General features: G+C 71.5%; 14 protein-coding genes. 3 read left to right on the top strand and 11 right to left on the bottom strand.

Annotated features, from left to right (window positions below; translation table 11 throughout):
* Window positions 1-301: 301 nt before the first annotated feature.
* From ACZ4Z1_RS28760 to ACZ4Z1_RS28750, 3 genes are all read right to left on the bottom strand, one after another.
* Window positions 302-571, bottom strand: coding sequence for a hypothetical protein (locus tag ACZ4Z1_RS28760; RefSeq protein WP_468489549.1), 270 nt, complete (start codon window positions 569-571; stop codon window positions 302-304).
* 216 nt (window positions 572-787) lie between these two features.
* Window positions 788-937: a hypothetical protein gene (locus ACZ4Z1_RS28755; protein WP_468489548.1), complete on the bottom strand. Its 150-nt coding sequence runs from the start codon at window positions 935-937 to the stop codon at window positions 788-790.
* Window positions 930-1,220 carry a hypothetical protein gene (locus ACZ4Z1_RS28750; RefSeq protein ID WP_468489547.1) on the bottom strand — a complete coding sequence of 97 codons (291 nt, stop codon included), beginning with the start codon at window positions 1,218-1,220 and terminating at the stop codon, window positions 930-932. The genes ACZ4Z1_RS28755 and ACZ4Z1_RS28750 overlap by 8 nt, the downstream gene beginning before the upstream one ends.
* Window positions 1,221-1,308: 88 nt before the next feature.
* Between ACZ4Z1_RS28750 and hemC the strand changes: the two genes are divergently transcribed.
* Together hemC and ACZ4Z1_RS28740 are read left to right on the top strand one after the other, a co-directional pair.
* Complete coding sequence (gene hemC, locus ACZ4Z1_RS28745) at window positions 1,309-2,244, top strand: hydroxymethylbilane synthase (RefSeq protein ID WP_468489546.1); 936 nt, start codon at window positions 1,309-1,311, stop codon at window positions 2,242-2,244.
* A gap of 128 nt (window positions 2,245-2,372) precedes the next feature.
* Window positions 2,373-2,990 carry a hypothetical protein gene (locus tag ACZ4Z1_RS28740; protein WP_468489545.1) on the top strand — a complete coding sequence of 206 codons (618 nt, stop codon included), beginning with the start codon at window positions 2,373-2,375 and terminating at the stop codon, window positions 2,988-2,990.
* A 79-nt stretch (window positions 2,991-3,069) separates the two neighbouring features.
* Here ACZ4Z1_RS28740 and ACZ4Z1_RS28735 read toward each other — a convergent pair whose 3' ends face one another.
* From ACZ4Z1_RS28735 to ACZ4Z1_RS28700, 8 genes are all read right to left on the bottom strand, one after another.
* The gene (locus ACZ4Z1_RS28735; RefSeq protein WP_468489544.1) at window positions 3,070-4,254 is read right to left on the bottom strand and encodes an acyl-CoA dehydrogenase family protein; all 1,185 of its coding nucleotides are present in this window, start codon (window positions 4,252-4,254) and stop codon (window positions 3,070-3,072) included.
* Window positions 4,255-4,325: 71 nt separating this feature from the next.
* Complete coding sequence (locus ACZ4Z1_RS28730; protein ID WP_468489543.1) at window positions 4,326-5,291, bottom strand: 3-hydroxyacyl-CoA dehydrogenase NAD-binding domain-containing protein; 966 nt, start codon at window positions 5,289-5,291, stop codon at window positions 4,326-4,328.
* 11 nt (window positions 5,292-5,302) lie between these two features.
* Window positions 5,303-6,043, bottom strand: coding sequence for an acetoacetate decarboxylase (locus tag ACZ4Z1_RS28725; RefSeq protein WP_468489542.1), 741 nt, complete (start codon window positions 6,041-6,043; stop codon window positions 5,303-5,305).
* Window positions 6,040-6,936, bottom strand: coding sequence for a crotonase/enoyl-CoA hydratase family protein (locus tag ACZ4Z1_RS28720; protein ID WP_468489541.1), 897 nt, complete (start codon window positions 6,934-6,936; stop codon window positions 6,040-6,042). The genes ACZ4Z1_RS28725 and ACZ4Z1_RS28720 overlap by 4 nt, the downstream gene beginning before the upstream one ends.
* Window positions 6,933-8,228 carry a CaiB/BaiF CoA transferase family protein gene (locus tag ACZ4Z1_RS28715; RefSeq protein ID WP_468489540.1) on the bottom strand — a complete coding sequence of 432 codons (1,296 nt, stop codon included), beginning with the start codon at window positions 8,226-8,228 and terminating at the stop codon, window positions 6,933-6,935. The genes ACZ4Z1_RS28720 and ACZ4Z1_RS28715 overlap by 4 nt, the downstream gene beginning before the upstream one ends.
* A 232-nt stretch (window positions 8,229-8,460) precedes the next feature.
* Window positions 8,461-9,375, bottom strand: a complete 915-nt coding sequence (locus ACZ4Z1_RS28710) for a LysR family transcriptional regulator (RefSeq protein WP_468489539.1) — start codon at window positions 9,373-9,375, stop codon at window positions 8,461-8,463.
* Window positions 9,327-10,457, bottom strand: a complete 1,131-nt coding sequence (locus ACZ4Z1_RS28705) for a CPBP family glutamic-type intramembrane protease (RefSeq protein WP_468489538.1) — start codon at window positions 10,455-10,457, stop codon at window positions 9,327-9,329. Before ACZ4Z1_RS28705 ends, ACZ4Z1_RS28710 begins: the two co-directional genes overlap by 49 nt.
* Before the next feature lie 187 nt (window positions 10,458-10,644).
* The gene (locus ACZ4Z1_RS28700) at window positions 10,645-11,580 is read right to left on the bottom strand and encodes a D-alanyl-D-alanine carboxypeptidase family protein (RefSeq protein WP_468489537.1); all 936 of its coding nucleotides are present in this window, start codon (window positions 11,578-11,580) and stop codon (window positions 10,645-10,647) included.
* Between the two features lie 351 nt (window positions 11,581-11,931).
* Here ACZ4Z1_RS28700 and ACZ4Z1_RS28695 point away from each other — a divergent pair, with 351 nt between their 5' ends.
* Entirely contained in the window at window positions 11,932-13,587 is a 1,656-nt protein-coding gene (locus ACZ4Z1_RS28695) for a sigma-70 family RNA polymerase sigma factor (RefSeq protein ID WP_468489536.1), read from the top strand.
* Window positions 13,588-13,722: the final 135 nt, after the last annotated feature.

Raw genomic sequence — 13,722 nt, 5'->3', positions numbered from 1 at the left:
CGGCTGACACCGTGGCGGCCGGCACCAGCGCACACAGAGCGGCCCCCCGCCGAAAGCTCCCGGCGGGGGGCCGCTCTGTCTGCGTTCTGTCATCCGCCACGGAGTGCTGAGGCCGTGGGGCAGGCTTGGTGCGTGGCAGCGACCGCCGTCGCGATGCCCGGCGCAGGGCATGCGAACGCGTGCGTGAAGGGGAGGTAGCGGCCGGTGCCACGGAGCCGTCGGCGTGTACCCGGACGGTGCGCCCCCGCGTCGCGGAAACGGACGCGGGGCGCGGCCGTCGGCGTGCCGGCGCGACGTCGGGTCAGCGCCAGACGGCCTTGAAGTAGCGGCCGTAGTCGAACTCGCCGCTCGCCTTGCTGTGGGCGTACGCGGCGCCGGTGGAGGTCACGCCCGTGGGGCCGCCGACGTTGTAGTGACGGTATCCGCCGAGCGTGTTCTCCGACGAGTAGCCGCCGGAGCCGTACGCGCCGCCCGCGGCGGCGCCGCCGCCCGAGTCGGCGGCAGCGGGCCCGGCGGCCAGGAAACCGGCCGCCGTGACACCGGCGAGGGTGATCGCGACGTTACGAAGCATGTGTTTCTCCTGAGGGTGAGGTGGGTGGACCTGACGAGATGACCTTGACCCAGCCCTCGCCGGTCCGCACGCCGGGATGGGCGAACGGGGTGACGGCGCCCCCGCGGTCCGCTCTTCACGGCCCGTTCCCCGCTCTCCACAGCCTCTCCCCGCAGCCCCGCCTCACCGGCCGTCAGAACTCAGATCTCGTCACAGGTCGTCCAGGCACGCGGGCTGTCAGTGCCAGGGCACTCCGGCGGACTCCAGCTCCTGACGGGTCACCAGAGTGCCCGGACCGGCACCCGCCTCCTGACGGATCACCAGCGTGACCTGACCGTCGCCCGCCTCCGGGCGGTAGACGTACACCCGGACGCAAGCGTCACGCACGGCCTCCAGCTCCCCTCCCCAGCCCCAGCGCGTGCCGGATCCGCCGGCGGACCAGCTCGCCGTCCGGCCGCTCGCCGAAGAACTCGTGGGTGGCCGCGTCCAAGCGGGCGAGACGGAAGCCCAGCCCGCGCACCCGACCGTCCCTGACCGGCGTGGTCGTGCATGCTCGTACCCGCTGAGCAGCGCGAACAGCAGCGGTGTCCCGGCCCCCCGCCCCGTGACCGTTGATGTCCGCGTACGGAACGAGGCGGGAATCGATGTACGGATCGGGGAAAGCGTCCATGATCGTCACCCTGGGCGCGCGAAAACCCCACCCATGTCCAAGTGCCTGAAGAGCCGGAGCCGAGGTCCGACGGCCTAGGGTGTACGCCATGTCCGCCCCTGAACTGATCCGTATCGTCTCGCGTTCCTCTCCCATGGCGCTCGCCCAGGTGGAGCGCGTACGGACCGAGCTGGCCGCCCTGCACCCCGGGATCCGTACGGAGGTCGTGCCGGTCACGACGTCCGGTGACCGCTGGATGGGCGATCTGTCCGAACTCGGCGGGAAGGGCGCCTTCACCAAGGAGGTGGACGCCGCGCTGCTGGCGGGGGAGGCGGACCTCGCCGTGCACTGCGTCAAGGACGTCCCGGCGGACCGCCCGCTGCCCGCCGGCACGACCTTCGCGGCCTTCCTTGAACGTGACGACATCCGGGACGCCCTGATCCATCCCGGCGGGCTCGCCCTCGACCAGCTGCCCGCCGGGACGCGCGTCGGCACGTCCTCCGTACGCCGTATCGCCCAGCTCGCCGCCTCGTACCCGCACCTGGAGTGCGTGCCGATGCGCGGCAACGCCAACCGCCGTCTGGAGAAGCTCCACGCGGGGGACGCCGACGCCCTGCTGCTGGCCGTGTCCGGGCTGGACCGCATCGGCCGCCGTGACGTCATCACCGAGATCCTGCCGGCCGAGACGATGTGTCCGCCCATCGGCGCCGGGATCCTGGCCCTGCAGTGCCGCGAGGACGACACCCGCACCATTGACGCGGTCAGCGCGCTCGGTGACCGCGACGCCTTCCGGGAGGCGACCGCCGAACGGATGTTCCTGCACGTCCTCCAGGGCCACTGCAATTCACCGATCGCCGGGTACGCGCGGACCGAGCGCAACGGCGAACTGTCGCTGCGGGCCTGCGTCTTCACCCCGGACGGCAAGACCGTGCTCAACGCCCACGAGTGGGCCGGGCCGCTCGACCCGGCCACCCTGGGCACGTCCGTCGCCGTCGCGCTGCTGCGCCAGGGCGCGCGCGACCTCATCGACTCCATCGCGCACTGACAGTCCCCGGCGCACCGGAGGCAGACCCGTCCGTAACTCCAATGGGTCTGCTTTCGGCGGATCGGGTCATGTATGGGACCGGCCGTCCCTACGGTGCCGTTGTACGTACTCGGCACGGGAGGACCGCCATGACCCACTCCATCGACCTGGAAGAACTGGCCTTCGTCGCGTCCGTCATGGAACGGGCGCACCGGCTGCTCGACGCCGAGGAGAAGAAGCTCCCGCCGCGCACGGCGGACGGTCTCGAAGGGCCCGGCAGCCCCCATCAGACGCTCCTCGGCGCCGGCGAGCTGACGCACGGGGTCGACGACGCGGTGCGGCGGATCGCCCTGGCGATCGGTTATGCGTGTGCCGGTCTGCACAGCCACGCGCTGCGGGCGGCGCACCATGCGCATGCGGCCCCGCGCAGTGTGCCGGGCGGTACGGACCGCATGGCCAGGCCCCTCAGCTCGGGCACCATCGAGGCGCTGAAGCTTGTACGACAGGTGTCCGACTTCTTCGGGGAAGGGCTGCGGGAGCACATCGACCGGTCGCTCGCGGCCCCCGAGGCGACCTGGCCGCCGGCGGACTGGAAGCAGTACGACGAGGAACGCATGAAATCCGCCGCTTCCGTCGCCTCCGGAAGGGCCGGCACCGCCCACCCCGTGCCTTCCCTCTCACCCCCGGCCCCCGCGTCGTCCCCAGCCTCGCCCTTCCTGCCTGGCGACGACCGGCACCGCCCTGTGACAGCCGCCACCGACCAGTGACGGTCGCCCCGAAAGGGCACCCGCAGACACGCCGACACCGCCCCCGCACAGCGGCGTGGGGCGGTGTGCGGTCCGGCGGCTACACGAAGGCGCTGAGGCCGGTGATGGACTTGCCGACGATGAGGGTGTTCATCTCGCGGGAGCCCTCGAAGGAGTAGACCGCCTCCGCGTCGGCGAAGAACTTCGCGATCTCGTGGTCGAGGACGATGCCGTTGCCGCCGAACAGCTCACGCGCCCAGGCGACGCACTCACGCATCCGGGTCGTGGTGAACGCCTTGGCCAGCGCGGCCTGTTCCGCGCCGGCCTGCCCGGCGGCGGTGAGCTGGTTCAGGCGTACGACCATGCCGAACATGGCGGTGATGTTGCCGAGCATCTTGACCAGCAGGTCCTGGATCATCTGGAAGGCGCCGATGGGCTTGCCGAACTGCACGCGGTCGACGGCGTACTGGCGGGCGAGTTCATAGGCGCGTACGGCCACGCCCAGGGCCTGCCAGGCCACTCCGCCGCGGGTGCGCGCCAGGACGGCGGCGGTGTCGCGGAAGCTGTTGATCCGCTGGAGGCGGTTCGCCTCGGGGACCCGGACCTCGTCCAGCGTGATGTCCGCGTTCTGTACGGTCCGCAGCGCGATCTTGCCCTCGATCTTCGTGGCGGTGAAGCCGGGGGTGCCCTTCTCCACGACGAATCCCTTGACGTTGCCGTCGGCGGTGTCGCGCGCCCACACCACGACCACGTCGGCGAAGGTGCCGTTGCCGATCCACCGCTTGGCGCCGTTGAGGACCCACGTGTCGCCGTCGCGCCGGGCCGTGGTGCGCATCCCGCCGGCGACGTCCGAGCCGCCTTCCGGCTCGGTCAGGGCGAAGGCGCCGATGGTCCGCATCGCGGCCATGTCCGGCAGCCAGCGGTCGCGCTGCTCCTGGTCGCCGCCGCCGTGGATGCTGCCCATCGCCAGGCCGTTGTGTACACCGGCGAACACTGCCAGGGACGGGTCGATGCGGTTGAGTTCCAGGTTGAGGAAGCCGGCGAACAGCTCGCTGCGCGGGCGGCCGTCACCGTACTCGGGGTAGTGGTAACCGGCCAGTCCCAGCTTGGCGAACTTCTCGACCGCCTCGAAGGGGAACTCCGCCCGGTCCCAGGCGTCGTTGGCCAGCGGCTTGATCTCGGCCTCCAGGTAGTCGCGTATCGCGGCGAGTTCGGCGCGCTCACCGTCGTCGAGGAGGTCGGCGAAGCCGAAGAAGTCGGGGGTGGGGTTGGCGGGCTTGGGCATGGGGTGCTCCTGGCTGTGCTGGTTTTCGCTGTGGGGTGTGAGGGGTACGGATCCGGGACTGGTCACCCGGATCAGGTGCGGTCGGCCCGGCTGAGCACGTCGTTGAGGGCGAGCTGCTTGCGGTCGCGCAGCGCGGCGCGCTCGCGGTAGGCCTCGGGGCCGTGCCCGTACGCGGCTTCGGTCTGGGAGACGACCGTGGTGGTGGCGTCGGCGTCCAGCTCCGGGTGGCCGAGGCGCTGCCAGCCCTCGACGAGGCCGGGGCCGAGGTGTTCCATCATGTGCCGGATGCCGCCGGGGCCGCCGCCGAGGTGGAAGCTCTCGAACGGCCCGACGGTGGCGTACCGGCCGCCCAGCGACGCCTTCATCACGGTGTCCACCTCGCCGGCGTCGAGCACGCCGCTGAGTACGAGGTGCATCGCCTCCTGGAGGACGGCGCCCTGCAGCCGGTTGGCCGCGAACCCGGGCAGTTCCTTGTGCAGCCGCACCGGTGTCTTGCCCAGTGCCCGGTAGAAGTCGGTGACGGTCCCGACGGCTTCCTCGGAGGTGCGTTCGCCGGGCACGATCTCCACCAGCGGGACGAGGTGCGGCGGGTTGAAGGGGTGCGCGACCAGCAGCCGGGCGGCGGTTCCGTCGGGCAGTGGCGCGGCGATGGCGCTGGCGACGATGCCGGAGCTGGACGTGGCCAGCACGGCTGCGGCGGGGGCGTGCCGTGCGATGTCGGCGAACAGCCGCTGCTTGAACTCCAGGTTCTCCGGGCCGTTCTCCTGTACGAGGTCCGCGTCGGCGACGGCTTCGGCCAGGTCGTGCGTCGTACGGATCCGGCCGAGCAGCTCTTCGGGCGTCGTGCCGGGCAGCCCGTCGGCGAGCATCGGCAGCGCCTCGGCCACGGCTTCGTCCAGGTCCTCGCGCGGGTCGGTGACGGTCACGCGCAGGCCGTGTGCGGCGAACAGGGCCGCCCAGGACAGGCCGATGGTTCCGGCTCCGACGATGGCCACGGTGCTGATGGGGGAGGTGGTGTCGTGGTGGGTGGGGGACATGGTGGTGCTCCTCAGGCGCGGGCCAGGTAGTCGTGGACGGGTTCGGCGCCGGCCAGCGTGAGGTCGGTGACGATGTGGCTGGCCGAGACGACCTCGCGTACGGGCAGGTCGGCCAGCGGGGCCAGGACGTGTTCGAACAGCTGGAGCCGGGCGGGGCCGGTGTACGCCTCCTTGACCACCAGGTCGGTGATCTCGGTGCGTACCAGTTCGCAGACGCGCGGAGCGCCGTCGTAGTCCGGCACGATCTTCAGCATGTAGGTGGGCACGGTGATCTGCTCGCGGGCCGCGCCCAGGTCCAGCGGACGGTGCTTGTAGCCCATCGTCGCGGTGGCCACCCGTACGCTCCCGTAGTCCAGCGTCCCCACCAGCGCCGCGTGGTCGGCGTACAGCGCGGGGGAGCCCATCACCTTCGGGTAGGCGCTCACCTCGCGGCCCGCCGCGGTGGCGGGGAAGCTGTCGAGGTACATCGCGTGCAGGTATTCGCCGCGCTCGTCCCCGTGGCGGACCGGGATGGCCTGACCGGCCTCGACGTACGGGCCGTAGGCGGTCACGTCGCCCATCTTCATGATCTCGAACCGCACCAGCGGCTCGTCGATGCTCAGGGGCTCCGGCACCACCGCACGCAGTGCCTCGGCGTCGGTGCGGTAGACGATGTTGAGGTACTCGCGGTCGGTGAAGCGGGCAGCGGCGGGCGGGTAGGCCGGGGCGGTGAGCGGTGTGTTCAGGCTGCCGAGGAGCTGTTCGCGGTTCATCGCGCGCTCCAGCGGGGCGCCCGCTTCTCGCCGAAGGCCCGTACCCCTTCGGCGAAGTCCTCCGAACGGATCAGCCCGCCCATAGCCTCGGCCTGCGCGGCGAAGGCTTCGGGCTCCGGGACGCCGTCCGCCCGGCGGACGACCTCCTTCACGGCGGCAAGCGCCAAGGGCGCGTTCTGCGCCACCTCCGCGGCGAGTTCCAACGCGGTGGCCAGAGCCTGGCCGTCGTCGGTGATCTGGTTGACGACGCCGAGCGCGTGGGCGCGTTCGGCGGTGACCGTCCGGCCGGTCAGCAGCAGCTCCATCGCCAGGTGGTACGGGACGCGCCGGGGCAGTCGCAGCACGCCGCCGCCTCCGGCGATCAGGCCGCGCCTGACCTCGGGAAGCGCGAAGCGCGCACCGTCCGCCGCGACCACCAGATCGCAGGCGAGGGCCAGTTCGAAGCCGCCGCCCATGGCGAAGCCTTCGACCGCCGCGATCAACGGCTTGGTGGTACGGGCTTCGACGAGCCCGGCGAAACCCTTGCCGGGTACGTTGACGCGCTCGCCGCGGGCCGCCGCCTTGAGGTCCATCCCGGCGCTGAACGTGCTGCCCGCACCGGTGAGCACGCCCACCCGGAGGGCGGGATCGGACTCCAGGGTGTCCACGGCGGCCGCGATGCCCTCGGCGACCGCCGCGTCCACGGCGTTACGGGCCCGGGGCCGGTTGATCGTGATGACGAGCGCGCTGCCGGCGTCTTCCCCGCCTGCGCCCAGCGGCTCGTACCGGACCTGCACCGGCCCGTCGCCCGCTGCGGCGTCCTGAGAAACCGGGGTGTCCTGGGAAACCGGGGTGTCCTGGGAAACCGGGGAGTCCGGAGTAACCGGGGAATTCCGGGAATCAGGGGTGCTCATCGCTGCTCCTCCTTCTCGGCGTCGTCGGACTGCGCCGACCGGGCCGCCGGCACGGCCGGTGCGTCCGCGGCGCGGGCGGCCAGCTCGGCGAGGACTTCCTCCGTGTGCTGGCCGGGCAGCGGCGCGTGCCGGCGCACGGAGGCGGGCGTGGCGGAGAAGGCCAGCGGCACGCCGACCACGCGGTAGGCGCCCTCGCTCGGGTGCTCGGCCACATCCATCAGGTGACCCTCGCGGACATACGGGTCGTCGGGCGCCTCGTCGAGCCGCAGCACCGGCCCGACGGGGATGCTGTGCTTGGTGCACACCTCCATCCACTCGGCCGTGGTCAGCGCCGGCGTCACCGTCTCCAGCAGTTCGGCCAGTGCCTCCCCGTCCCGTACGGAGTCGATGAACTCGCCGTTGACGCGCGGGTCCTCGGCCAGATCGGCCCGTCCGGCGGCCGCGAACAGGTCGCGGAAGTTCTGCGGGCCGTACGGGATGATCATCGCGAGGCCGTCCTTGGTGGGCCGCGCCCGGTGTCCCTTGTTCATGGACAGCGGGAAGCCGGTCGGCCCCATCGGCGGTTCGTAGATGGCGCCCTGCAAGTGTTCGACCAGGTTGAACGCCAGCAGTGTGTCCACCATCGGCACCTCGACGTGCTGCCCCTGGCCGGTCGCCCGCTGGTGGACGAGGGCGGCCAGCGTCGCGTACACGATGGACAGCGCGGCGACCTTGTCGGCGAAGATGCTCGGCAGCACCACCGGCGCGCCCACGTCACCCGCGCGCTGCGCCAGGTCCAGCAGTCCGGAGGCCGCCTGCACCGTCTCGTCGTACGCGGCCAGCTGCGCCCGGTCGGAGTCCGGCCGGAAGCCCTGGGCGTGGGCGTAGATCAGGTGGGGGTGGGTGGCGGCGAGGCTGTCGTAGTCCATGCCCAGCCGGCGCAGCGCGCCGATGCGCATGTTGGTGACGAGGATGTCGGCCGTGCCGATCAGCTCCAGGGCGCGGTCCCGCTCGGCGTCGTCCTTGAGGTTGAGCGTGACGCTGCGCTTGTTGCGGTTGACGTTGAGGTTCAGCGGCGTCATACCGGGCGTACGGTGCAGGGCGCCGACGCGTACGGTGTCGTTCGGCGACTCGATCTTGATGACGTCGGCGCCGAGGTCGCCGAGGATCTGGGCGGCGTACGGGCCCATCACGACCGTGGCCATGTCGATGACGCGGACCCCTGCGAGCGGACCGGCGGACCGGCCGCCGCTGCCGTTGTCGCTGCCGTCTTCGGCCGTGGTTTCTTCCGTGGGTGTTGCGGGTGCCATCACCACTCCAGTCGGGAAAGCTCCGGGACGGGAAAGGGGAATGCGGCCGGTGCCGCGTTCCTTCGTCCACCGAAAACGCTAGACCTGTGGCGGGGGTGCACTCAATCCATGGGTGACACCGATACGCGAAGAACGGCGTGACCACAGCGGTCACGCCGTTCTTCGCGTCATTTCTTGAGGGGGTGGAGCGCTGTTCACGGGGTTTTACGGGGCTGCCGCCGTCCCGGCCGCCCGCTCAGTCCGTACCGGCCGGATCCGGCAGCGCGCACCGCGCTTCCCGTACCAGGACATGCAGGTCACCGTCCGGCTCGCCCCGGTCGCGCCGCCAGATCAGCCCGGTCGCCAGCGACGGGGAGAAATCCGCGAACGGCAGCACGACATTCGCGTCGTTTCCGTAGGTGTTCGCGTTGTTCTCGCGTTCCAGCAAGGTGATGCCGAAGGTCGAGCCGTTCGCCACCATTTCCGCGACGCTCGCATAGTCACCGATATTGAGGGTGATTTCCTTGTGAATCCCCGCGGCTTTCAGCCGTACTTTGATCTGCTCGAAATAGGTCGGCAGGGTGCCGGGCGCGGAACACACATACGTGTAATCGGTCAGTTCGCTCAGGGACACCGAGGTACGCCCGTGGAAATCGGCGGCCGGCAGTACCGCGCCCAGCGGCTCGTGCAGCAGCTCCACCACCTCGATGCCCTCGGCGTGCACGGGCAGGTGGACCAGGGCCATGGCCAGGTCGCCGCGCTGCACCGCGTTCAGGAGGTTGCCGCTCTTGCCGGGCCAGCGCTTGACGTCGAACTCCTCGGCGCAGCGTTCCTCCAGCCGCGTCAGACGCTCCCGCATCCGCGGATGCAGCGCGGGCGGCACGCCCACGTAGACGGCACGCCGCTCGGGCCCTATCTCCCGGCGCAACCGCCAGGGGATGTCGTCGAACCGGCCCAGTACGTCCTTCGCGATCGGCAGCAGCGTCCGGCCGGCGGGGGAGAGGGCCACATGGTGGGAGTCCCGGTCGAAGAGTTTCTGGCCGAGTTCGCGTTCGAGATCCCGCACCCGCTGGCTCAGGGGCGAGGTCGCCATGTGCAGGTGGCGGGCGGCCTGGGAGAAACTCAGGTGTTCGGCGACCGCCACGAAGTAGCGCAGGTGGAAGATCTCCATCGCACGGAGCCTACTCGCCGGGGTACGGCGGCCCCGGCACCCGGGTACGGGCGGCGCCGTGGCGGGCTCCGTCTCTCCCCGGGCCCCGTCGCTTTCCGGCCCCCCGTCTCTCCCCGGGCCCCCGTCTCCCCCGGGCCGACGTCTTCCACCGCACCCGTGTCCCTCTCCGGCTCTCCGGCTCTCCGCCCGTACGCCGACGGCCGGAGCCGCCCGGTCAGCGCCAGGAAGGCGACGAAGGCGGCCGTGACGATCCAGCCGGGCCAGCCGGTCAGCCCCATGTACAGAGGATCCAGGGGAGCGTCCGGCGCGGCGAACGCCTTGACCGTGCCCACGCCCGCCGTACTCACGAAGGTGTGGCCGAGGACCGCGGGCACCACCGATCCGGAGCGCAGCCGCAGCCAGGTGAAGACCGGCAGGATGAGCGTGCAGCTGATCACCATGGCGGGTACGGACACGTACCAGGGGCGGCCGGGATACTGCCCGCCCATCAGCAGCGTGGGCAGGTGCCACAGCGCGAAGGCGGCGCCGGTGCCCGCGTACGCCCCCACCAGGCGCGCGCCCTTGCCGTTCCGCGCCAGGCGGGGGAAGAGATAGCCCTGCCAGCCGAGCTCCTCGCCGAAGAACAGCGGCAGGGAGATAAGCATCTGGAGCAGCATGGCGGCCGCCCAGGGCACGAGGCCGTCCCAGCGCACACCGAAGGGGTAGTGGCCGGTCGCCGCGCCGACGCCGAGTGCGACGGCGGTCAGCGCCGCCGGGACCGCGAGGGCCAGGAGACAGGAGCGGGCGGTGCGGCCGTGCGGCCGGGGCCACCGCAGGGCGAGGACGTCCCGTACCCGGCCGGTGCGTTCCACGTACCGGACCACGAGGAGCGCGGCGAGCGCCGGCGCGAACATCGCGGCCGAGATGCAGATTTCCTCCAGCGTCTTGGTCCCCGACCGGGCACTCTCCCGCTGGAACCCGGTGACCAGAAGGGGCGTCATGGCCGCCCACATGCCCAGGTATGCCACCGAGAGGAAGACCAGGAGTCCGCGGTGGCGCGGAGCCGGAGGCGGCAGGGAAAGCGTCCGTGAGGAGTTGGTCATGGACAAGGACGCTAGAAGTGCGCCGCGGCGCGCAGAATGCGGCCGTCCCCCGTCTCCGCATGGGGCTGGCCCCACCAGGGGAGGACACCGGAGGGCCAGGGGGTATCGGCTCCGTACCGTCCCGGCGGACGGCAAGGAAAAAGGGCCTGCCGGCGGCCGGATGCCGCGGGCAGGCCCTCTCCGCTCGTCAGACCTTGAAGCCGTAGTCCAGCAGCTTCTTCGCGTCGGCGGTGCGGTTGGCCGCCGAGGAGGAGGCGAGGACGGTACCGATGACCGTCTTGCCGTTCCGGGTGGCGGCGAAGACCAGGCAGTACTTGGCCTCCGGGCCCGAGCCCGTCTTGACGCCGATGGTGCCCTGGTAGCTGCCGAGCAGGTTGTTGGTGTTGGTCCACGACATGTAGCGGTAGCCACCGCTCTTCGTCGTGACCTTCTGCTTGGTCGACTTGGTGCCCACCACCGCACGGAAGGTGGCGTTCTTCATCGCGCTGGAGGCCAGCTTCGTCAGATCACGCGGCGTCGAGTAGTTCGCACCGTTGCCGATGCCGTCGAACGAGTCGAAGTGCGTGTTCTTCAGACCGAGGTTCTTGGCCGCGGTGTTCATCTGGCCGATGAACGACTTCACCCGCGCCGCCCGCGTGGACCCGCTGCCGAACTTGTCGGCCAGCGCGTACGCCGCGTCACAGCCGGACGGGAGCATCAGCCCGTACAGCAGCTGGCGGACGGTGACCTTGTCCCCGACGATGAGCCGGGCCGACGAAGCGGTCTTGGCGACGATGTAGTCGCTGTACGCCTTGTCGACCGTGACCTTGGTGTCCAGGTTGAGCTTCTTCTGGGACAGCACCACCTGAGCCGTCATGATCTTGGTGGTGGAGCCCATGGAACGGCGGCTGTCCGCCGCCTTGGCGAAGGCGGTCCTGCCGTTGCCGTTGTTCATCACGAAACCGCCCGCCGCGGTGATCGCGGGGGCCTTGGGCGCCGCGGCCTTCGCCGCGGCTTTCGCCGGGGCGGCCGGGGCCGCCGCGGCCTGGGCCGGGGCGGCGAACGCCCCGGTCAGCAGGACGGCCCCCGCGGCGGTGACGGCCGTCGCGGACAGGCGACGTACGCCCTTGATGCCAGTTTTCAACGTGTTTTCTCCAAATGCCGCTGAAGTACGGCCACATGAGAGGGTGGCTTTCTCGTGAGACGCACAAGTCACGCCGAAGGATGCACCCAGCGGGAAATTTCCGCCGATATTTCGGGTGCGGGCAGGCCGAGCCCACCCGGGGACCGCGCCCCCAGCCCTCCGTGACCTGCCTTCCGCCAGCTCGTGTACGCCCTCGTCACCGGCCCTCGGTGAGCCCGTGGGTACGCATACCGTCGGCTGTCCGTACGAATCCGGCGGACAATTGCTCGATTTCTGTTATCGGCCCCGCCCCCGCAGCATCTCCTGTGTGTGGGACGGAACAAGCCCGAACCGAAAGAGAGTGGACAGAGCGTGAGCAGCGAACTCGACCCTGCGGTGATTGCGGCCGCGCAGGCGGGGGACGGGCAGGCCAGGGACCAGCTCGTCGCCGCGTCCATGCCCCTGGTGTACAACATCGTGGGACGCGCGCTGCACGGCCACGCGGACGTGGACGACGTGGCGCAGGAGACCATGCTCCGGGCCCTCGGCAGCCTCGGCGACCTCCGCGACCCGGGCAGCTTCCGGCCCTGGCTGGTGGCCATCACGATGAACCAGATACGGGCGCACTGGCGGCAGGACCAGGCCGCACCCGTGAACGGCGGCCTGGACGACGCGTACGACGTCCCCGACCCCCGTGCCGACTTCGTCGGACTGACCATCGTCCGCCTCGGCCTGTCCGGACAGCGCCGGGAGGTCGCCGAAGCCACCCGCTGGCTCGACGAGGGCGACCGCGCACTGCTGTCCCTGTGGTGGCTGGAGGCAGCCGGCGAGCTGACCCGGACGGAGGTCGCCGCCGCGATGGAGCTGACGCCCCAGCACACGGCCGTACGGGTCCAGCGGATGAAGTCCCAGCTCGAAGCGTCCCGCGTCGTGGTGCGCGCGCTGTCCGCCACGCCGCGGTGCGTCCTGCTGGACACGGTGACCGAGCAGTGGGACGGGGCGCCCTCCGCGCTGTGGCGCAAGCGCATCGCACGGCACGCCCGCGAGTGCACCGTCTGCTCCTCCTTCTCGTCCGGGCTGGTGCCCGCCGACCGGCTGCTCGTCGGCCTGGCGCTGGTGCCGCTGGCCGCCGCCCTCGCACCGGACACCATGGAGGACCCGGTCCTCGCGGCCGCCACCACCACCCAGCAGCCCGCCGTGTCCGCGGCGGCAGGCGGAGCGGCTCCTTCCCCGGCCGCCGGTCCGGCCACGGGAGGCGGACGCGCCCAGCTCCGCGACGCGCTGCGCGAGAGCCGCCGTGTCCGCCGCCGTCGCGCCGTCACCGCGGCGGCCGTGGCCGCCGCCGCCCTCGCCACGGTCGGCGGCGCGCTGCCGCTGATCACCTCCGGCCCGGACGACGAGCCCGGCGCCTCACGGGCCGCGACGGAACCCGAGTCGGCGCCCCTGGCCACGCCCCCGGCGACGAAACCCGCCCCTTCCCCCTCCGGGACCAGCCACAGCCCGAGCCCCGCCCCGTCCTCCGCGTCCCCCTCCAAGGAGCCGCACATTCCGCGGAAGAAGCGGGCCCCCTCCGAGCCCGCCGCCCCCGCACCGCGCCCGTCCTCCGCCGCCCCCGCACCGGCCTCCGGGGCCGCGGGCGGCGGGTCGGGCTTCGCCCAGCGGGTCACCGCACTGGTCAATGCCGAGCGCGCCAGACAGGGCTGTTCCCCCGTCCGCGCCAACGACCAGCTCGTCACCGCGGCCCGGCGCCATTCCCAGGACATGGACGCCCGGAACTATTTCGACCACACCAGTCCGGACGGTACGGACCCGGGTGACCGCATCACGGCCGCCGGATACCGGTGGAGCACCTATGGCGAAAACATCGCCAGGGGACAGCGGTCCGCCGACGAGGTGATGAAGAGCTGGATGAACAGCCCCGGCCACCGGGCGAACATCCTCAACTGCGACTTCAAGGAAATAGGCATAGGCACCCACGACACGTCCGGCGGCCCGACGTGGACGCAGGTGTTCGGCGCGCGGAACTGACCGGCGGAAGAACGCGTACGGGCGTGGGGGGGGGGGGGGGGGGAAGCCCCCCCCACCCCGCCCCAGACCCAAACACCCCCCCCCCCCCCCAACCCCCCCCACCCGCCCCGCCACAAGAGAGAACCCCCCCCCCCC

Source organism: Streptomyces sp. NPDC030165, assembly GCF_055573595.1.
This window is presented reverse-complemented; position numbering and strand designations above follow the sequence as displayed.